At 70.9% G+C, this 19,242-nt stretch carries 12 protein-coding genes; 8 read left to right on the top strand and 4 right to left on the bottom strand.

Annotation, left to right across the window (positions count from 1 at the left end; genetic code table 11):
* Positions 1 to 16: 16 nt before the first annotated feature.
* Positions 17 to 6,691: an SDR family NAD(P)-dependent oxidoreductase gene (locus NR798_RS36795; RefSeq protein WP_375767224.1), complete on the bottom strand. Its 6,675-nt coding sequence runs from the start codon at positions 6,689 to 6,691 to the stop codon at positions 17 to 19.
* Between the two features lie 126 nt (positions 6,692 to 6,817).
* On the opposite strand from NR798_RS36795, the gene NR798_RS36790 reads away from it, so the two are divergent.
* The 5 genes from NR798_RS36790 (at position 6,818) to NR798_RS36770 (ending at position 12,537) form a co-directional block, all read left to right on the top strand.
* Positions 6,818 to 8,188, top strand: coding sequence for a cytochrome P450 (locus tag NR798_RS36790; protein ID WP_375767223.1), 1,371 nt, complete (start codon positions 6,818 to 6,820; stop codon positions 8,186 to 8,188).
* A 9-nt stretch (positions 8,189 to 8,197) separates the two neighbouring features.
* Positions 8,198 to 9,046 (top strand): MBL fold metallo-hydrolase, encoded by an 849-nt coding sequence (locus NR798_RS36785; protein WP_375767222.1) that lies wholly within the window; start codon positions 8,198 to 8,200, stop codon positions 9,044 to 9,046.
* 45 nt (positions 9,047 to 9,091) lie between these two features.
* Positions 9,092 to 9,595, top strand: a complete 504-nt coding sequence (locus NR798_RS36780) for an MAPEG family protein (RefSeq protein ID WP_375767221.1) — start codon at positions 9,092 to 9,094, stop codon at positions 9,593 to 9,595.
* Between the two features lie 184 nt (positions 9,596 to 9,779).
* Positions 9,780 to 10,769 (top strand): D-alanine--D-alanine ligase, encoded by a 990-nt coding sequence (locus tag NR798_RS36775; protein ID WP_375767220.1) that lies wholly within the window; start codon positions 9,780 to 9,782, stop codon positions 10,767 to 10,769.
* A gap of 250 nt (positions 10,770 to 11,019) precedes the next feature.
* Positions 11,020 to 12,537, top strand: a complete 1,518-nt coding sequence (locus tag NR798_RS36770) for a cellulose synthase family protein (RefSeq protein WP_375767219.1) — start codon at positions 11,020 to 11,022, stop codon at positions 12,535 to 12,537.
* A gap of 61 nt (positions 12,538 to 12,598) precedes the next feature.
* Here the strand turns inward: NR798_RS36770 and NR798_RS36765 are convergent, their stop codons facing one another.
* On the bottom strand, positions 12,599 to 13,186 hold the full coding sequence (locus NR798_RS36765; protein WP_375767218.1) for a hypothetical protein: 588 nt from the start codon (positions 13,184 to 13,186) through the stop codon (positions 12,599 to 12,601).
* A gap of 159 nt (positions 13,187 to 13,345) precedes the next feature.
* On the opposite strand from NR798_RS36765, the gene NR798_RS36760 reads away from it, so the two are divergent.
* Positions 13,346 to 14,272 (top strand): PEGA domain-containing protein, encoded by a 927-nt coding sequence (locus NR798_RS36760; protein ID WP_375767217.1) that lies wholly within the window; start codon positions 13,346 to 13,348, stop codon positions 14,270 to 14,272.
* 225 nt (positions 14,273 to 14,497) lie between these two features.
* Here NR798_RS36760 and NR798_RS36755 read toward each other — a convergent pair whose 3' ends face one another.
* Complete coding sequence (locus NR798_RS36755; protein ID WP_375767216.1) at positions 14,498 to 14,671, bottom strand: hypothetical protein; 174 nt, start codon at positions 14,669 to 14,671, stop codon at positions 14,498 to 14,500.
* Between the two features lie 177 nt (positions 14,672 to 14,848).
* Here NR798_RS36755 and NR798_RS36750 point away from each other — a divergent pair, with 177 nt between their 5' ends.
* Both NR798_RS36750 and NR798_RS36745 read left to right on the top strand, forming a co-directional pair.
* On the top strand, positions 14,849 to 15,727 hold the full coding sequence (locus NR798_RS36750) for a hypothetical protein (RefSeq protein ID WP_375767215.1): 879 nt from the start codon (positions 14,849 to 14,851) through the stop codon (positions 15,725 to 15,727).
* Positions 15,728 to 15,765: 38 nt separating this feature from the next.
* Positions 15,766 to 17,538: a M1 family aminopeptidase gene (locus NR798_RS36745; protein WP_375767214.1), complete on the top strand. Its 1,773-nt coding sequence runs from the start codon at positions 15,766 to 15,768 to the stop codon at positions 17,536 to 17,538.
* Positions 17,539 to 17,541: 3 nt separating this feature from the next.
* Here NR798_RS36745 and ftsY read toward each other — a convergent pair whose 3' ends face one another.
* Positions 17,542 to 19,122 carry a signal recognition particle-docking protein FtsY gene (ftsY, locus tag NR798_RS36740; RefSeq protein WP_375767213.1) on the bottom strand — a complete coding sequence of 527 codons (1,581 nt, stop codon included), beginning with the start codon at positions 19,120 to 19,122 and terminating at the stop codon, positions 17,542 to 17,544.
* Positions 19,123 to 19,242 lie beyond the last annotated feature (120 nt).

Below are 19,242 nucleotides of genomic sequence, written 5' to 3'. Positions count from 1 at the left end.
CGGGGATGCGGTGCGGTCACTCTTCGGACTGGTCGGCCTGCTCGAGCAGGAGGGCGAGGGTGTCCATCTGCGCCTCGTCCAGGCGGGCGAGGGGGAAGTCGGAGGCGGTGAGGGCGGCGCGGGTGTTCTGGTCCCCGGCGCACAGCGCGCGCAGCGCACCGAGCACGTCCGTGGCGAGCCGCTCCACGTCCGAGTCGCGGCAGGCGCCTTGCGCATAGGTGCAGCGCAGGTGGAGCCGGCCGCCGGACAGCGAGCCCTCGAGCACCAGGGCGTGGTCACCCTGTGGCCGCTGGCTGCAGAGTCCCTCCGGAAGCTCCTCACCCGCGCCCGACAGCCGCAACTCCACGTCGGTCTGGGGGCGTGTGCCGCCCGCGGGGAGCTGGCGGACCTGCTCCTTGATGGCCTTGAGGAGCGAGACCTCATCGGCGCCCTCGGGTGCTTCCAGCTGCACCGGCCAGCTCACGTCGAAGCAACCCACCGTGCGGGAGCAGTCGAGGCCCTCGAACGCGCCGCGCCCGTCGCGGGTGAAGTCGACGAGATGCGCGCGCCCCTTCGTCCACGCGGGGAGGGCCCGGGCCAGTCCCATCAGCAGGGCCTCGCCCAGGTCCGCGCGCCAGGCGCTCGTGAGCTTCTCCCGGAGCGCTCGTGTCTCTTCCACCGAGAGAGACACCGTGTGCTCGCGCAGGGGACCTCGCGCGGTGCGCTCTAGGGGGAGGCGCGTGAGGTTCTCCCGTGGCGGGGCCTCCGTGCTCCGGGAAGCGGTGGTCTCGGCCAGCCGCTCCGCCCAGCGCTTGAACGAGGCCGTCTTCGGGCGCGGGCTCTCGCCGTCCTTGCGCCGCAGGGCTTCCTTCAGGTCCTCGGCCAGGATGCGCCACGAGGCCGCGTCGAGCACGAGCGCATGGCCCGCCAGCAGGAGACGATCCTCCTGCCCCGGGCGGTGGACGAGCGACGCCACGAGCAGCGTTCCCTGGTGCGGGTCGAGCCTCGTCTGGAGGTTCGTCTCGTCACCCCCCATCAAGAGCGGCACGGCCGTGCCCGGGGGCAGGCCCTCCTGCTTCCAGCCCGTGTCCTCGCGGACGAAGCGGTGGCGGAGCGCATCGTGCAGGGTGAGGACCTCGCCGAGCACCTTCTCCAAGCGGGGAAGCTCGAAGGTCCCGGGAAGGTCGAGCCCCAGCACCCGGCCCGTCACGGCGGGAGGCGGAGGGCTCTCTCCGAGGAGGCGGTGCTGCTCGGGCGTGAGGGGCACGGCGCCCACCACGGGACCCTGGAGCGTCAGCATTCCCTCGAGCACCCGGGCGAGCTGCGCGACGGTCGAGCTCTGGAAGAACTGCTCCGGGTTGAGCTGGAGTCCCTGCCGGCTGCCCCGGGCCATGATCTGGATGGCCATGACGGAGTCGCCGCCCAGTTCGAAGAAGTCATCGTGGACGCCAATGCCCTCGATGCCCAGCACCTCCTGCCACGCCGCGGCGAGCTTCTGCTCCAGCTCGTTGCGAGGTGCCACGTAGGCCGTCTTGAGGCCCGGCCGGGGCTGGAGCCCGCTGCTCTCCGCGCGTGAGCCGCCCACCGCCTCGGCGATGCGCTCGCGGACGACCTCGTCGGTGCGCTCCTGGGTGGCCCGCAGGTCCCTCACCGAGACCACCACCTGCGGCATCACCCGCGCCGCCAGCAGCCGCTCGAGCGCGGCCACGCCTTCATGCGGGAGGATCTCCTGCCGCTCGGCCTCGGGCCGCCCGGTACCAGTTACCGGCTCCTGCTCCGAGGTGGCCAGCGCGCGAAGCTCGGCGGCGGGGTCGTTCACCCGCTTCTGGGTGAGCCGCTCCACCTCGGCGACGACCCGGCCCTGCTCGTCCATCAACACGGCCTCGAAGACGAGCGTCTCCCCATCCGAGCCCGCCTGCTCCGGGAAGCGCGCGTGGGCGTGGATGCGCCGCGGAATGGGCCCGAGGAAGCGCAGGCGTCCGTAGCCGAACGGCAGGTAGAAGCCGTGCTCGGCGAGGAAGCTCTTCGCCATGCCGGAGGTCCGGTCCATGAGCGAGGGGTGGAAGAGCATCCGCTCGAAGTCGGCGGAGAACTCCGGTTGCAGCTCCAGGGTGACGAGCAGCTCGCCCTGGCCCACGTGGAGCTGGCGGACGCTGCGCCACCGGGGCCCGAGGTCTTCCTCGTACTCGGCCTCGAAGGAGGCGGGCGTGTGGCCGCACCGGCGGCGGAGCGCGTCGATGTCGACGACGCGCGGCTCCGGCGTGTCGATGAACCGGGCATGGCCGGTGGCATGGGCGGTGGCCTTGCCGGAGCCGTCCTTCGGTTGCGAGCGCACCACCCAGCGGTAGTCCTCGCCCTCCTTGTCGATGACGAGCCGCACCTCGCGCGTCTCCCCGTCCGGCACGCGCAGCGGGAAGAGGAAGAAGGTGTCGGCCAGCTCGAGCGTCTTGCCCTGGGCCCGCCCGGCGAGCGCGGCCCGGACCAGCTCGAACCAGGCCACGCCGGGGACGGTGGGGACGCCGACGATGCGGTGCTCGTCCACCACCCAGCGGGAGGGGCCATTGCCGATGTCGCTGGCGAAGACGAGCCGCTCCGGGGTGTCCACGAGGCAGCGGTGGAGGAGGGGATGGTCGAGCACGCGGACCGGCTCGTCCTCGCGGGGCCCCTTGCGCGCGGCCATGCCGACCTCGTCCCAGGCGCCCCAGTTCACCGCCACCGCGTGGATGCCGGTGCGCGCGTGCCAGGAGCGCAGGAAGGCATCCAGGAAGGTATTGGCCGCCGTGTAGTCCACCTGGCCGAGCCGGCCGACGACGGAGGACAGCGAGGAGCACGCCACCAGGAAGTCGGGCTGGGAGCCCTCGAGCGCGGCCGCGAGCACCTGCGTCCCCTTCACCTTGGGGGCGAGGACAGCGGCGGCGGCCTCGGGCGTCTTGAGCTGGATGAGGCCTCCGCCCGGAATGCCCGCCGCGTGGATGACGCCATGGAGCGCACCGAAGCGCTCCCGGGCCGCCGCGACCACTCCGCGCATCGCCTCCAGCTCGGTGACATCCGCGCGGCACACCAGCACCTCCGCGCCCAGCTCCTCGAGCCGCTGCACGGCGCGGATCCTCCGGCGCGTCTCTTCCTGTCCGGGGGCCTCCAGGAGCCGTGGCCACTCCTCGCGAGGAGGCAGTCCGGTGCGGCTCGTGAGCACGAGCCGGGCCTTCACGCGGGCCGCGAGGGCCTCGGCGAGCGAGAGCCCCATGCCGCCGAAGCCTCCGGTGATGAGGTAGACGCCGCGCTCGCGCAGGGGCGGCGTTCCCTCCTCGAGGCGGAGCGGCTCGAAGCCCTGCACCCAGCGGCGGTTGTTGCGCCAGGCAACCACCGGCTCCTCGGAGTCGGAAGCGGCCTCCGCCGCGAGCAGCCCGGCGAGCCGGTCGAAGTGGAGGCTGTCCGCGGGGGGCAGGGTGACGTCCACGCTCCGGCAGTGGAGGCTGGGGTACTCGCGGGGGATGACGCGGACCGGGCCGAGCACCGTGGCCTGCTCGGGCCACACGAGGTCTCCGCCGGTGACCTCCTGCATGCCGTTGGTCACGGTCATCAGGTGCACCGGACGCTCCAGGCCCTGGCTCCCGAGTGCCTGCGCCAGGAGCAGCAGCCCGTGGAAGGAGCGGGAGAGGACGTCCTCGGAGGAGACGCCGGTGGTCTCGGGGGTGAGGCCGAAGAGGTGGAGGATGCGCTCCGGGGCGCGTCCCTCGGTGCGCAGCTCCGAGAGCAGCGAGGCATGGGCCTCACGGGTCAGAGGCAGCTCGAAGGTGTCCGCGCCCGTGCGCCGGAAGGTGCGTCCCAGCCGGGCCTCGACCACCTCCACGCCCTGTTGCCGCAGCCGCTCGGCGATGCGCGCACCGAGCCCGGCCCCATCCGTGAGCAGCAGCCACGCCGTGGGTTTCGTGCCCGCCGCCGGGGGCTTCGGGGCAGCCGGAGGCACCGACTCCTTCCAGACCGGCAGGTAGAACCAGCTCGCCAGGTCCGTGCGCTTCTCGAGCGAACCCACCGGCGCGGACGGCGAGGCGCGCAGCTCGACCCAGTGGCGCTGGCGCTCGAAGGGGTAGGTGGGCAGCGGCAGCCGGTGACGCTGCTCCGCGGAGAAGAGCCCCGGGGCCGCCACGCCGTGCAGCCAGAGCTGGCCCACGGTGCGCAGCAGGTGCTCCACGTCCGAGGTGCGCTGTTCATCGGGAGCGGGCAGGCAGCTCAGCACCGCCGTGTCGGGCTTCTTGCGCGGGTGCCACCGCGCGAGCGTGCGCAGGGCGCGTCCCGGGCCCACCTCGAGCAGGAGGGCCTTGTCCTCCTTGAGCAGCTCGTCGAGCCCCTCGGCGAAGCGCACGGGACGGCGCAGGTGCTCGGCCCAGTAGCCCGGGTCCATGGCCTGCTCGGCGGATAGCCACGTGCCCGTGGTGCCGGACAGGAAGCGGAGCCGGGGCGGATTGCGCTTCACCCGCGCCACGGCCTCGCGGAAGGGGGCCACGGCGGAGTCCACCCGGGCACAGTGGAAGGCATGGGAGGTGTGCAGCCGCCGGCAGGTCACCGCGCGCTCCGCGAGCCGCCGCTCCAGCGCGTCGATGGCCTCGCTGGCGCCCGCGACGACGCACGAGGACGGGCCATTCACCGCGGCGATCTCCAGCTCCTGTCCGAGCAGGGGCAGCAGCTCGCGCTCGGGGAGCTGGACGGAGAGCATCGCGCCCGGAGGACACGCCTGCAGCAGACGGCCCCGGAGCGCGACGAGGTCCAGCGCATCCTCCAGCGAGAACACGCCCGCGAGGCACGCGGCGACGAGCTCTCCGACGCTGTGTCCGATCATCGCGTCCGGCCGCAGGCCCCACGATTCGAGCAGCTTCGCCAGCGCGTACTCGACGGCGAAGAGGGCGGGCTGCGCGAGGGCCGTCTGCTCCAGCCGCTTCGCCGCGTGGGAGTCATTCCGGTCCGCGGGGAAGAGCACCGGGCGCAGGTCCAGGTCATGGCGCTGGCGCAGGGACTCGAGACAGCGGTCCAGCTCCTCGCGGAAGACGGGCTCGGAGGCGTGGAGGTCCGCGGCCATGGCGGGGTGCTGGGAGCCCTGTCCGGGGAACATGAACACCAGCGAGCGGCGGACAGGCTCCTGCACGCGGGAGACGACCTGGCCCGGGTGGAGGCTCTCGAGCGCCGCGATGGCATCCGAGGCGTCACGGCACACCACGAAGCGGCGGTGGTCGAAGGTCCGCCGGCCCACGGCGAGCGTGTACGCCACATCCGCGAGGGGAAGGCCGGGGTGCTGCTTCAGGTGCTGGGCGAGCCGGGCCGTCATGGCCTCCAGCGCCGCGTCCGAGCGAGCCGACAACTGGAGGAGCTGGAAGGGGCGCGAGGGAGCGGAGGCCGTCCGCTCCGGAGCCTCCTCGAGCACCACGTGCGCGTTGGTGCCCCCGAGGCCGAAGGCGCTCACGCCCGCGCGCCGGGGGGCCGGAGCGTCCCAGTCGCGCAGGCGCGCGTTGACGTAGAAGGGGCTGGAGTCGAGGCCGAACTCCGGGTTGGGGGACTTGAAGTGGAGGCTGGGCGGGAGGCGGCGGTGCTGGAGCGCGAGGGTGGTCTTGATGAGCCCGGCGACGCCGGCCGCGGTGTCCAGGTGGCCGATGTTGGTCTTCACCGAGCCGAGCGCGCAGAACCCCTGGCGCTGCGTGTGGCGGCGGAAGGCCTGGGTGAGCGCCTGGACCTCGATGGGGTCGCCGATCGGCGTGCCCGTCCCGTGCGCCTCGATATAGGAGATGGACTCGGGGGAAACACCGGCGAGGGCCTGGGCCATGGAGATGACCTCGGCCTGGCCCTCGACGCTCGGGGCGGTGTAGCCGACCTTGGAGGCCCCGTCGTTGTTGAGGGCGCCGCCGCGGATGACGGCGTGGATGGTGTCGCCATCGGCGAGCGCATCCGCGAGCCGCTTGAGCAGCACGACGCCCGCGCCGCTGCCGGCGACGGTACCCTGGGCTTTCGCGTCGAAGGCGCGGCAGTGGCCGTCCGGAGAGCCAATGCCGCGCTCGTTATAGAGGTAGCCGGTGCGTTGGGGGAGGGGGAGGGAGACGCCGCCGGCCAGGGCCATGTCGCACTGGTGGCTGAGCAGCGACTGGCAGGCGAGCACCACCGAGACGAGGGACGTGGAGCACGCGGTCTGCACGGAGAGGCTCGGGCCCTTGAGGTCGAGCTTGTAGGCGGTGCGCGTGGTCAGGTGGTCGTTCTTGTTGTGGAGGATGGTCTGGAAGGCGTTCGCCGTTCCCACCAGCCGTCCGGCCGGGGCGAGGTGGTGGAGCAGGTAGCCGTTGGCCCCGGCGCCCGCGAAGACGCCGATGGGGCCCGGGAAGGCGGCGGGGTCGTATCCGGCCCGCTCGAAGGCCTCCCAGGCGCACTCCAGGAACACGCGCTGCTGGGGATCGGTCAGCTCGGCCTCGCGCGGCGAGAAGCCGAAGAAGCGCGCGTCGAACAGCTCGAGGCCCTCGAGCACACCCCGGGCCTTCACGTACCGCGGGTCGCCCAGCTCCGCCGGATCGATGGCCGCGCGCTCCAACTCCGCGTCGGAGAAGAAGGTGATGGACTCGAGGCCTTCCTGGAGGTTGTGCCAGAACTGCTCCACCGTGTTGGCGCCGGGGAAACGGCAGGCCATGCCAACGATGGCGATTCCTTCGACGTCCAGAGGCTGCTGCTCGGTGCTCATGTCGTTTCCTTGTAGCACCCGCTTATCAGGGAACTCCCGTGGAAATGAACATGACATCAACTTCAACTTGGGATGGCGCGGCGTGTTAAATCCCCAGGCCCACGCGCGGAGAGGGAGGCACACGTCATGACGGGCACGCGAGAGGCCCCGGGGCCGAAGGGACACTGGTTCTGGGGGAGTCTGCGCGAGCGGCGCGGCGAGTCACTCGGGTTCCTCGTGCGGATGCACCGCGAGTACGGCGACGTGGTGCAGTGGCGGATGGGGCCCGTCAACCGGGTGCTGTCGCTGGTGAACCCGGAGCACGTGCGGCACGTGCTGGTGGAGAACGTGGGCCGGTACTCGAAGGGCTCGGGGGCGCAGCGGTTGAGCACCATGCTGGGCAACGGCCTGCTGACGAGTGAGGGCCCGTTCTGGATGCGGCAGCGGCGCCTCGCGCAGCCCGCCTTCCACCGCGAGCGCCTGATGCGGATGGTGGGGATGATGGGGGAGGAGGTGGAGCGCATGGTGGAGCGGTGGCAGGCGCGCCCCGACACCTCCGCCCCGGTGGAGATGGCGGACGAGATGGCGCGCACGACGCTCTCCATCGCGAGCCGGGCGCTCTTCTCCACCCAGGTGCTGGGCGAGGCGGACCGCGTGCTGCCCTCGCTGACGGTGGGTCAGCAGGTGGTGAACCAGCGGGTGCTCTCGCTGTTTCCGCTTCCGCTCTCCCTGCCCACGCCGGGGAACCGGGCCTTCCTCCGGGCGCGCCAGACGCTCGACTCGGTCGTCTTCGACATCATCGCCCGGCGCCGCCGCGGGGAGACGCAGGGGCAGGATCTGCTGGCGATGCTGATGGAGGCGCAGGACGCGGAGACGGGCGAGCGGATGACGGACGCGCAGCTGCGCGACGAGCTGATGACGCTCTTCATCGCCGGGTACGAGACGACGGCCAACGCCCTGACATGGGCGTGGTACCTGCTCTCCCAGCATCCGGAGGTGGAGCAGCGGGCGCGCGGCGAGGTGGCCGAGGTGCTCGGGGAGCGTGCGCCCGGGCCCGAGGACATTCCGAGGCTGCGCTATCTCTCGCAGGTGCTCGAGGAGAGCATGCGCCTGTATCCACCGGCCTGGGTGATGGTGCGGCAGGCGCGGGAGGACGACGTACTGGACGGCATCCGTGTCCCGGCGGATCCGCGCCTCATCGTGGCCGTCTCGCCCTATGTCATCCACCGTCAGCCCCGGTTCTGGCCGGAGCCGGAGCGGTTCGACCCGGAGCGCTTCACCCCCGAGCGCGTGGCGGAGCGGCCGAAGCTGGCGTACCTGCCTTTCGGGGCGGGCCAGCGCCACTGCATCGGCAGCCACTTCGCGATGATGGAGATGGTGCTGGTGCTCGCGGGGGTGCTGCGGCGCTTCCGGCTGCGGCTGGTGCCCGGGCGGACTGTCGAGCTGGAGCCGTTGGTGGCGCTCCGGCCCAAGGGCGGGCTGCCCATGCTGCTGGAGCCCGTACGGGCCACCGGTTAGCCTGCCGGGATGCTCACCGAGGTCAACGCGGGGCCCTATACGGTTCGAGGCATTTCGGTCGGCGGCGTGTACACGTCGCTGCAGGTGCCGGAGCTCGGCGTGGTGCTCGACGCCGGAGTGCCCATCCGCTCCTTCGCCGGGACGGACCGCATCTTCCTGAGCCACGGTCACTCCGACCACGCGAGCGCGCTCGGATCTCTGCTCGGCATCCGCACGCTGATCGGCAAGCCACCTCCCCAGGTGTTCCTGCCCGCGGAGATCGAAGCGCCCGTGCGCGAGGCCCTCGCGGTACAGGGCCGGCTGCACCGGACCGAGACCGACATCGAGACCGTGCCGATGCTCCCGGGGGACACGCATCACCTCGGGCACGGCCTTTGGGTGCGCGCCTTCCGCACGCACCACAAGGTGCCGTCGCTCTGCTACCAGTTCTACCGCCGCGTTTCGAAGCTCAAGCCCGAGTTCCAGGGCCTGCCACCGGCGGAGATCGGCAGGCGGCGCCAGGCCGGAGAGCCCCTCTTCGACGAGATGGATCGGCTGGAGCTGGCCTATGCCACCGACACGCTCTCGCACGTGCTGGAGACCGCGCCCTCGCTGCTCGACTGCCGGGTGCTCATCCTGGAGTGCACGTTCATCGACGCCAAGCGCACGGTGGAGGATGCGCAGGAGCGCCTGCACATCCACCTCGATGAAATCCTCGCGCGGGCGGAGAGCTTCCGGAACGAGGCGCTGGTGCTGATGCACTTCAGCCAGGCCTACAGCCCCGAGGAGGTGCACGCCGTCATCCAGGCGCGTGTCCCCGAGAGCCTGCGCGACAGGCTGCGGATCTTCGCTCCCACCTCGGGCCGCTGGTTCGGGTGACCTGGCGTTCCCGGCGGCCCGGCTCCATGCGAAGCTCGGCCGCTCATGGCCAGGTTCAATCCATCGCAGAAGACGGTCCTCCTTGGTATCGCGAGCGCGGTCGTCCTCGGCTGGAGCTTGTTCTTCGGTTTGCGCGCGCTCCTGCCCGTGCCCGCGACGGCGCGCGAAGCCGTGGCGTGGGTGGCGCTCGTGCCGGCGGTGGTGTTCTTCGTGCTCGTGATCGCGGTGGGCAATGCGCGCTTCACCAGCGAGGGGATTGATCCGTTGCAGGGCAGGGATCCGCGCGTCGTGGTGGTGACCAACCGCGTGCTCTCCAACACGACCGAGCAGGCCTTCATCTTCGTGCTCACGGGCCTGTCGCTCATCGCCCTGCTGCCGGTCGAGCAGCTCGGCGCCCTCCCGGCCCTGGCCGTGCTGTTCGGGGTGGCGCGCATGGCGTTCTGGCTCGGCTATCTGAGCCAGCCCCTGCTGCGCGCACCCGGCATGGCGCTGACCATCCAGATCAACCTGGTGATGCTGTTGTGGTGCGCGCTCGCCGTCGCGCGCTGAGCCCGTGGCCCCGCGGACACGGCGTGGTCCCTCGGACACGCTCGCTCCGTGTGTGTCCCCACGCTCCCTGTCTCGAAGTGCCTGGGATGACGGCACTTTCGAGCAGCCGGGCGAGCACGCGGGCACGCACGCGCCGTTGGCATCCCGCGTGCTCTAGTTCCCTGACAAGGAGGCATCCAAAGTCATGGGCAAGCGCGTCGGTGTGCTGATGGGCGGTTGGGGCGAGGAGCGGGAGATTTCGTTGAAGACCGGTGAGGCCGTGGTGGCGGCCCTCGAGGCTCGCGGTCACACGGTGAGCCGCATCTTCGCCGGCCCCGGGTTGGACCGCGCCCTGCGCTCGGCCGAGCTCGACGTGGCCTTCATCGCCCTCCACGGCCGCATGGGCGAGGACGGCAAGGTGCAGGGCCTGCTGGAGCTGATGGGCCTGCCTTATACGGGCTCGGGCGTGCTGGCCTCCGCGCTGGCCATGAACAAGCCCATGGCGAAGAAGCTCTTCCGCCTGCACAACCTCCCCACGCCCCTGGGCTACCGCGTCGGCCGCGCCGACGTCCCGCGCGCCCTGGAGTTGCACGGCGACCTCGGCTTCCCCTGCGTGGTGAAGCCCGCGTGCGGCGGCTCCTCGGTGGGCCTCTCCGTGGTGCGCGAGCCCGAGGCGCTCGCCGCCGCCGTGGCCCTGGCCTGCCGCTTCGGGGGCGAGGCCCTCGTGGAGCGCATGGCGCGCGGCCGCGAGGTGACGGTGGGCATCCTCGGCGAGGAGGTGCTCGGCTCCTGCGAGATCGCCACCCCGCGCGAGGGCTTCGACTACGACGCCAAGTACAAGGGCGGCTCGCGCTACTTCCTCCCCGCGCGCCTGTCCTCCACGCGCCTGGCCAACGTGGAGTCCCTCGCGCTCGCCGCCTACCGGGCCCTGGGCTGCCGCGGCTACGGCCGGGTGGACCTCATCTGCTCGGACGAGGAGAACGACGTCATCCTTGAGGTGAACACCCTGCCGGGCATGACTCCCGCGAGCCTGCTGCCGAAGATTGCGGCTCAAAAGGGACTGGACTTCCCTGCCCTGGTGGAGCACATCCTCTCGCTCGCCACCCGCGACGAGGTGGACGTGACCGAGGCGCCCCTGGCTCCGGAAGCGCCCTCCGCCATGCCCGTTGGGGTGGCCCAGCGCGCGGCCAGCTGAGGCCGGGAAGCCGCTGCGGCGAGCCCCACCCCGCGTGTACCGTCGGACAACCATTTGACAGTCACTTGACGCGTCCCTATTGTCCGCGCTCGTTATGACCCGGCAAAGACAAACCCTTGTCTTTCCGGGCACATACGTGGCGGGGGGCTCCGCGGGACCGAGTGCGGCGGTCTGCGTGGGTCGGTCTTTCAAACTCCGCCAAGCAGCGTAAGGACCGCGGCGACTTCACCCGCGGGAGGGGCCAGGTCAGATGACCACCGTCGAGATCATCTTCTTGGGCGTGTACTTCAGCGTCCTCTGTGTGCTGGCGGTCTACGGATCGCACCGCTACCGGATGGCGTTTCTGTATTACCGCCACAAGTTCAGGCTGCCGACGCCCAAGGGCGTGCTGCCGGCAATGCCTCGGGTCACCATCCAGCTGCCCATCTTCAACGAGATGTACGTGGTGGAGCGGCTGGTGGAGTCGGTGTGCCGCATCGACTACCCGCGCGAGCTGCTGGAGATCCAGGTGCTGGACGACTCCACGGACGAGACGTGCGGCATCGCCCGCGCGTGCGTGGAGCGCCACCGGCAGAAGGGCCACGACATCGTCTACATCCACCGCGAGAACCGCTCGGGCTTCAAGGCGGGCGCGCTGGAGAACGGCCTGAAGACGGCCACCGGCGAGTACATCGCCGTGTTCGACGCGGACTTCGTGCCCAGCCCCGACTTCCTGCTGCGCACGGTGCCCTTCTTCGCCGACGCCAAGGTGGGCATGGTGCAGGTGCGCTGGGGCCACCTCAACCGTGAGTTCTCCATCCTCACCCAGGCCCAGAGCATCTTCCTGGACGGCCACTTCATCATCGAGCACACCGCGCGCAACCGCTCGGGCTGCTTCTTCAACTTCAACGGCACCGCCGGCATCTGGCGCCGCATCACCATCTCCGACGCGGGCGGCTGGCAGCACGACACGCTCACCGAGGACCTGGACCTGAGCTACCGCGCCCAGGTGAAGGGCTGGCAGTTCATCTTCCTGCCCGAGGTCGTCTCCCCGGCCGAGCTGCCGGTGGACATGAACGCCTTCAAGAGCCAGCAGCACCGCTGGGCCAAGGGCTCCATCCAGACGGCGCGCAAGCTGCTGCCGATGATCCTCAAGAGCGACCTGCCCTTCGCCGTCAAGCGCGAGGCCTTCTTCCACCTCACCAACAACATGGCCTACCTGTTGATGGTGCTGCTCAGCGCGCTCATGCCGCTGTCCATGGTGGTGCGCTTCCAGCACGGCCTGTACGGCACGCTCTTCCTGGACCTGCCCTTCTTCATCAGCGCCACCGCCAGCGTCGGCGTCTTCTACGTCGCCGCCCAGCGTGAGCAGGGCGCCAAGGGCTGGGCCCGCTTCAAGTACCTGCCCTTCATCATGAGCCTGGGCATCGGCATGGCCATCAGCAACGCCAAGGCCGTCATCGAGGCGCTCCTGGGCCAGCAGTCCGCCTTCGCCCGCACCCCGAAGACCGGCGCCGAGGGCAAGAAGATCACCGCCATCAAGAAGAGCTACCGCGGCAGCAAGACCCTGCTGCCCGTCATCGAGCTCTCCTTCGCCGCCTACTTCCTCGGCGCGCTCTGGTTCGCCGTCGACAAGCGCATCTGGGGCTCGGTGCCCTTCATCTTCCTGTTCCTCGCCGGCTTCGCGTACGTCGGCCTCTCCAGCCTCCTGGAGGGCCGCTTCAAGATCAGCGAGTCCGCTCCCGCTCCCGTGACGGTCTCCGAGGAGCAGACCCGCCGCGCGGCGTAGGGATGAACGGGGTGGGGAAGACCCTCACCCCAACCCTCTCCCAGCGGGAGAGGGAGTTCACTCAGCGCGCAGGGGTTCCGCCGTCTCCGGCCGTGGTGGGCACGGGGGCGGTTCCCGCATCCGGGACTCCCGCGTCGGGGGCTCCTGCGTCGGGCGCTCCCCTCAGCAGCCGCTGCTCCTTCCAGACGGGCTTCGGGCCGCTGGAGGCCGGGCGGCAGTCCTCGTCGATGGACGTCGACGCGATGGTGCGCAGCGTCAGGCCCTTGTCGTCACACACCATCGCCTGCGTCGGGAAGCGCACCGGGCACTGCATGCCCCCGGTGGTGAACGTGGTGGAGCGCGTCTCCCCCACGAAGCCCTCCGGCGTGCGGTTCAGCACGATGCTCACCGCCGTGCCCCCATCCGTGTTCGTCTCCGCTCCCTGCCGGGTGCGCGCCAGCGTCAGCGTCAGCGTGCCCCCGTCATCCTCGCCGAGGTAGCGGAACGCGGCGTTCTCCGTGTGGTGGTACTCGCCTGCCTGGTTCTTCTCGCACCCGGGGGGAACGCGGATGGGCGGGGCCGCCGGGGGCGGGGAGGGGGTCCGGGCCGGACAGGCCGTGAGGGCGGCGGCGAGGCCACCCGCTGCAATCCATGGAATCTTTCGGGACATGGGGGCGGATCTTCCCCCAACCCGCCTCCGGGGTGGACTCCTGTTTGACCCCTCTGTCGCGACTCTCTAACCTTTGTCCCCGCCATGCTCCTGCGCCGCGCCTCCCTGATCGCGTTGGTCCTCTGTCTCGCCGCGCCGTCGTCCTCCTTTGCGCAGGGGATGGACGATCTCCTCGCGCCCCTGGCGCCCTCCTCGTCCGGGAAGAAGGGCAAGGGGAAGACGACCCAGCGCCGCACGCCCAAGGCCCCCAAGAAGCCCACCAAGACGGCCAAGGGCGGCAAGGGCGCCAAGAAGGGCAAGGGCGCCAAGGCCGTGGAGCCGGAGGAGGAGGCGGCGCAGGCCGGGGGGGACGACCTCCTCCTCGCGCCCCTCGTCAAGAAGACCGAGCTGCTGGTGAAGATGAATGGCTCTGTCCGGGGCGCGCGCTTCTTCCTCGATGAGCAGGAGCTGGGCGCGATGCCCAAGGGCCCCATCGAGGTGGACCCCGGCGAGCACGTCGTCGCCGTGCGCAAGTCCGGCTACCGCGACTTCTCCCGGCGCATCACCGCCAAGGAGGGCGAGCTCACCGAGCTGGGCGTGCTGCTCGAGCCCACCGCGGGCTTTGTCTCCGTGAAGGCCGATGTGGCGGGGGCCCGCGTCCTCATCAACGGCGAGGACAAGGGCGCGGCCCCGCTCGACAACGTCATGCTCCCGGCGGGCTCCTACGAGATCGTCGTCCAGCGCGAGGGCTTCCGTCCCGAGTCGCAGCGCATCGCCGTGCGCGCCGGCAAGGAGTACACCGTCGACGTCAACCTGCGTCCCGAGGCCATCGCGCAGTCCGACAAGCCGCGCGCGCCGGTGCTCACGCCGTCGGCCGTCTCTCAGCCCTCGCCGCTCACCCAGCAGCCCGTGGCCGAGGTCTCCTCCCGCCCGCTCACCAGCCGCTGGTACTTCTGGGCCGGCGTGGGCGCCGTGGTCACCGCCGCCGCCGTCGGCACGGTGATGGCCACGCAGCAGCAGCCCCTGGACCCGAACAAGGTCTGCGGTGGCACCTGCGACGGTGTCATCAACCGCCCCGCCGGGGGTGGTGGGTTGTTCCAGTTCTGAGGCGGGGGACGTTGGGGAGGCTGGCGCTCGCCTCAGGTGGCGAGCGGTAGCGTGAAGAAGAATGTGGTGATGATCGCCTTGGAGATCGCGAGTCCGAGCCCGAAGCTCTCTTGAGCCCTCCGGGTCGCCTTCCAAACCGGTAGATTGTGGTGGGTGAAGGGATCAGCAAGTGAGGGACGGCCGCAGCTGCGTGCGACCGGACGGGTTCACGGTCACTCGCCTGAGCTATTTGCGTTTGCCGCGCATCCTCGGCGGCGGATTCTCCACCAGGAAGGAGTTGGACGGCTTGCCGGCCTTGTAGACCTTCTTGGCGGCCGCGGGCTTCGCCTTGGAAGCCGTGGGCTTCGCTTCAGGGCTCGCGGCCTTCTTCGTCGTGCTCTTCTTGTCGTCGGTCGACATGGTCACCTCAGGAGTGATGAGGGCGGCCACCGTAGCGCACCGGGCGGAGCCCCGGCGGGGGCGATGGCCGGGCTTTGTTGCCTTTCGGGGAAGAGCCTCCGCACCAAGCGGGCCCTGCTGACGGGAGGGGTTCGCGAATTCTTGACAAACAAGATTCTCATGAACTTCTATGAAGTCATGCGAAACCACATTTTCACGATTTGCACCGTGGCCTTGGTGTCCTCCGCGTGCGGAGGCGAGGCGCCGCTCGAGGAGAGCGCGTCGGCGGGCGAGGCGGTCGGGACGCGTGCGCAGGCGGCCTACTCGGGCGTGAACGGCACGTACTGCATCGAGAGCCCGTACAACTGCAAGCTGCGGGAGTCGGGCGGCAACCGGGTGGAGACGAACGATCCGGCCGACGACAACTGGGGCATCGTGTCGGGCGTGCCCATCCGTGATGGCAACGGCACCATTCTGGGCACCAACACCCGGACGAGCGCCCAGTTCAACTACGGCCAGGTGCGCACCTTCGCGGGCGAGTCGCATGCCTTCGCGGTGTCGACGTCGAACTCGAGCGCCGGGTGGCTGCCGATGTCGGCCATCCTGGGCCGCACGTCCTTCGAGCAGAAGGTGGGCCACGTGTCGGCGCTGGGCTCGGGGCTGGCGAAGCTGGGCTGCTACGCCGTGCGCAACTGGCACGACACCAACCTCGAGTTCAAGAAGGTGGTCTACGACAGCACGGCGACCAACGAGCGCGCGGGCGACTACCTGCCGCTGGTGCGCGCCAATGGCCGGCGCTCGGTGAACCTGGCCTTCAACGTGCCGGGCTTCGGCCTGGGCGGCCCGGCGGTGGACCACTGGCCGGCGGGGACCAAGTTCCAGCGCCTGGACGTGCCGACGGACAACGGCGCGCCGTCCATCGACATCCCGCTCTGGGTCGCGGACAGCACGGGCCGCTACCGCGTGCAGTCGGGGACCATGAAGTTCATCTACGGCTACGTCATCGCCGCGACCACCACCAAGCGCAACGGCTGGATGGCGTACGACGCGCTCGAGGTCAGCTCCGGCTGCCCGTGAGGCGCTGAAGCAGGGCGGGGAGGTGTAACATCCTCCCCATGCTCGCCTACCTGCGTCGCTGGCCACTGTTGGCACTGCTGCTCGTGCCCGGGGTTGCTCCCGCCGGGAACTTCGTCCCGCCCGAGGTGCAGTTCTCCCTCCAGCACCTCAAGTCCGAGGAGCGGGCCCGCGCCGCGCAGGCGCTCGGGCCCCTGGAGGACCTGCCCCGCTACCAGGTCCAGCTCGAGGTGGATCCCAAGGCGCGCAAGGTGAAGGGCCACCTGCGGGTGGAGCTGTTCGTGCGCAACCGCCCGCTGGACGCCGTCCACCTGCGCGCCACCCCCAATGCCTTCGACCCGAGGATGGAGCTGTCCGAGGTGAAGGTGGACGGGCAGCCCGTGAAGCCGGAGCGCCCCGAGGATGGCCTCTACCGCCTGCCGCTGGCCAGCCCCGCCGCTCCGGGCAGCTCGGTGGTGGTGGAACTCGACCTGGAGGCGCGGGTGCCGCGTGCGCAGCCCGGCTCCACCTCGCTGATGGGCTCGCTCGGCTCTTCGGGTGGGGGAGGGGACTATGGCGCCTTCGCCGCCATGGACGACTTCATGAGCCTGGTGGGCGTGGTGCCCCTGGTGCCGCCCCTCGACACGAGCGGTAACCCCTGGGCCGGTCCCACCGGCGTGGGAGACCTGGCGCTGTACGAGCCCTCGAACGTGCTCGCCAACGTCATCGTCCCCTCGGGCTGGAAGGTGTTCGCCACGGGCACGCCCATGGGCGAGTTGCCCCAGAAGGACGGCCGCATCCGCTACACCTTCGCCGCGGGTGCGGTGCGGGACTTCCCCGTGTTCGCCTCGCGCGGCTACCAGAGCGCCACCACCACGGTGAATGGCGTCACGGTGGAGAGCCACTTCGCCGCCCGCGAGGCCGCGGTGGGCAAGCGCGTGCTGAAGTACACCAGCGACGTGCTCACCGAGTTCGAGCGCCGCCTCGGGCCCCTGCCGTTCAAGTACTTCCGCGTGGTGGAGGCCCCGCTGGCCGGTGGCGCCGGCGGCATGGAGTTCCCCGGCCTCGTCACGGTGGGCACGGCGCTCTACCGCGGGGCGGCGGATCCGAGCACCGCGCTCCAGGGCATGCCGGGCATGGGGCAGATGCAGCAGCTCCTCGAGGCCATGGGCGGGGACACGGCCCCGCTGGACCAGTTGGGCAAGTCGCTGGAGCGCACGCTCGAGTTCACCGTGGCCCATGAGGTGGCGCACCAGTACTTCGCGGGGCTGGTGGGCTCGGACCCCATCCACATGCCGGTGGTGGACGAGACGCTCGCCCAGTACACGGCGCTGCTCTACATGGAGTGGAAGTACGGGCGCGCGGTGGCCGAGCGGGTGCGCGAGGAGATGCTGGTGGGCTCCTACCACCTGTTCCGGCTCTCGGGCGGCAAGGACGGCCCGGCGGACCGGCCCACCTCCGATTTCGAGGACTCCATGCAGTACGGCGCGCTGGTGTACGGCAAGGCGCCCCTGCTGCACCACGCCTCGCGCAAGCTCGTGGGCGACGAGGCCTTCTTCAAGGCCCTGCGCGCCTACGTGGACGCGTACCGCTTCAAGTGGACGTGCGGCGACTGCTTCACCCGGGAGCTGGCCAAGGCGAGCCCCGCGAAGGCCCAGGCGCTCGAGCAGCTGCGCGTGCGCTGGTGGAAGGAGGCCCACGGGGACGAGGACCTCGGCAAGCCCAACATGGGCGCCATGCTGGGCGCCGGGATGAATGGCGAGGCGTTGGACCCGGAGACGCTCAAGCTCATGGAGGAGCTGCTTCCGGGCCTGATGAAGGGGCAGGAGGAGTAGGCGCTAGTCGAACAGCGCCTGGACGAACTCCCGGGGCTCGAAGCGGCGCAGGTCGGCGACCTTCTCGCCGACGCCCACCCACACCACGGGCAGCTTCAACTCGTCGGCGATGCCGATGATGACGCCGCCCTTGGCCGTGCCGTCCAGCTTCGTGAGCGCGATGGCCGTGACGCCCACCGCCTCGTGGAACTGCTTGGCCTGCTGGATGGCGTTCTGCCCGTTGGTGGAGTCCAGCACCAGCAGCACCTCGTGGGGAGCCCCGGGAAGCGCCTTGTCGATGACGCGCTTCACCTTCTTCAGCTCGTCCATCAGGTTGACCTTGGTGTGGAGCCGGCCCGCCGTGTCTGCGATGACCACGTCGGCGCCCGAGTCCTTCGCCTTCTTGATGGCCTCGAAGATGACCGAGCTGGGGTCCGCGCCCTCGGCGCCCTTCACCAGCTCCGCCTTGGCCCGGTCCGCCCACACGTCGAGCTGCTCGGTGGCGGCCGCGCGGAACGTGTCGCCCGCGGCCAGCATCACCTTCTTGCCCTGGCCCGTCAGCTTCGCCGCCAGCTTGCCAATCGTCGTCGTCTTGCCCGCGCCGTTGACGCCCACCACCATCACCACGTGCGGCGGGCCTCCGCCCTCCAGCGTGCGCGGCACCGGCAGGTCGACGATGCGCGTCACCTCCTCGCGGATGAGGTCCTTGATGCGGTTGGCGTCGCTCAGCTCGTTGCGCTTGAGCTTGTCGCGCGCCACCTCCACCAGGCTGGACGCGGTGCGCACGCCGATGTCCGCCGTGAAGAGGATCTCCTCCATCTCCGCCAGCACCGACTCGTCCACCTTGCGGTTGGAGCCGAACAGGCCGTTGAGCCGCGCCATGAAGCCCTGGCTGCGCGTCTTGTCCAGGCCCTGCGCCAGCGTCCGGCCGGCCTCGGCCTCAATCTTCGCCCGCGCCGCCGCCTCCTCCGCGCGCCGGGCCTCCTCGGCCGCCGCCGCCTCCCGGGCCTTCTGCTCGGCCACGAGGCGCTCCGCCTCCTCGCGCTCGCGCTTGCGCCGCTCCCTCGCCTCGTCCTCCGCGGCCTTCTTCGCCCGGTACTCGGCGCGCTTCTCCTCCTCCTCGCGCTCCTTGAGGGCCCGGACCTCGGCCTCCAGGCGGGCGCGCTCGGCGGCGTCCGTGGTGGCCTTCGCGGCGCGTGTGGCCTCCTCGCGCTGACGGGCGAGCGCTTCGGCGCGGGCGTGGATCTCCTCCGCCTCGCGCAGCCTCGCGAGCTCCGCCTCGCTGGGCGGCAGCTCCACGCGCAGCTCCGGACGCTCCGCGGGCAGCTCGGGCTTCTCCTTCGTGGGCGGGGTCACCGGCTTGCGGCCGGGCTCCTCGGGGCGCTTCTTGAAGAAGAGCTTGCGCGCCGCGGCCACCATCAAGGCCACGAGCAGGACCGTGACGCCCACGCCCACCACCGTGCCCACGGGGCCGCTCTCGGGCGGTGGGGGCGTGCCCGTCTCCGGCACCCCGGGCTGCGTCCGAGGGGGCTCCTGGGGCAGCGGAGTGGGCTGCGGCGACGGCGCCTGCGCGAGGAGGAAGGGGAGGGCGGTGGGCGTCTTCATGGCGCGCACCGCATACCTCAAGATGCCTCCGCGAGTCCCACCCCGTCTTTGGTCCCCGCCACCCGGAGAACACGTCCCCGGCCCCCCCGGGGCCACGGGCTGGTGGATGCCGTGCCGGGA

It is taken from the genome of Archangium gephyra (genome assembly GCF_042230915.1).
GTDB lineage: Bacteria > Myxococcota > Myxococcia > Myxococcales > Myxococcaceae > Archangium > Archangium gephyra_B.
Note: the sequence above shows the minus strand (reverse complement) of the source record. Positions and strands in the feature narration are given on the sequence as shown.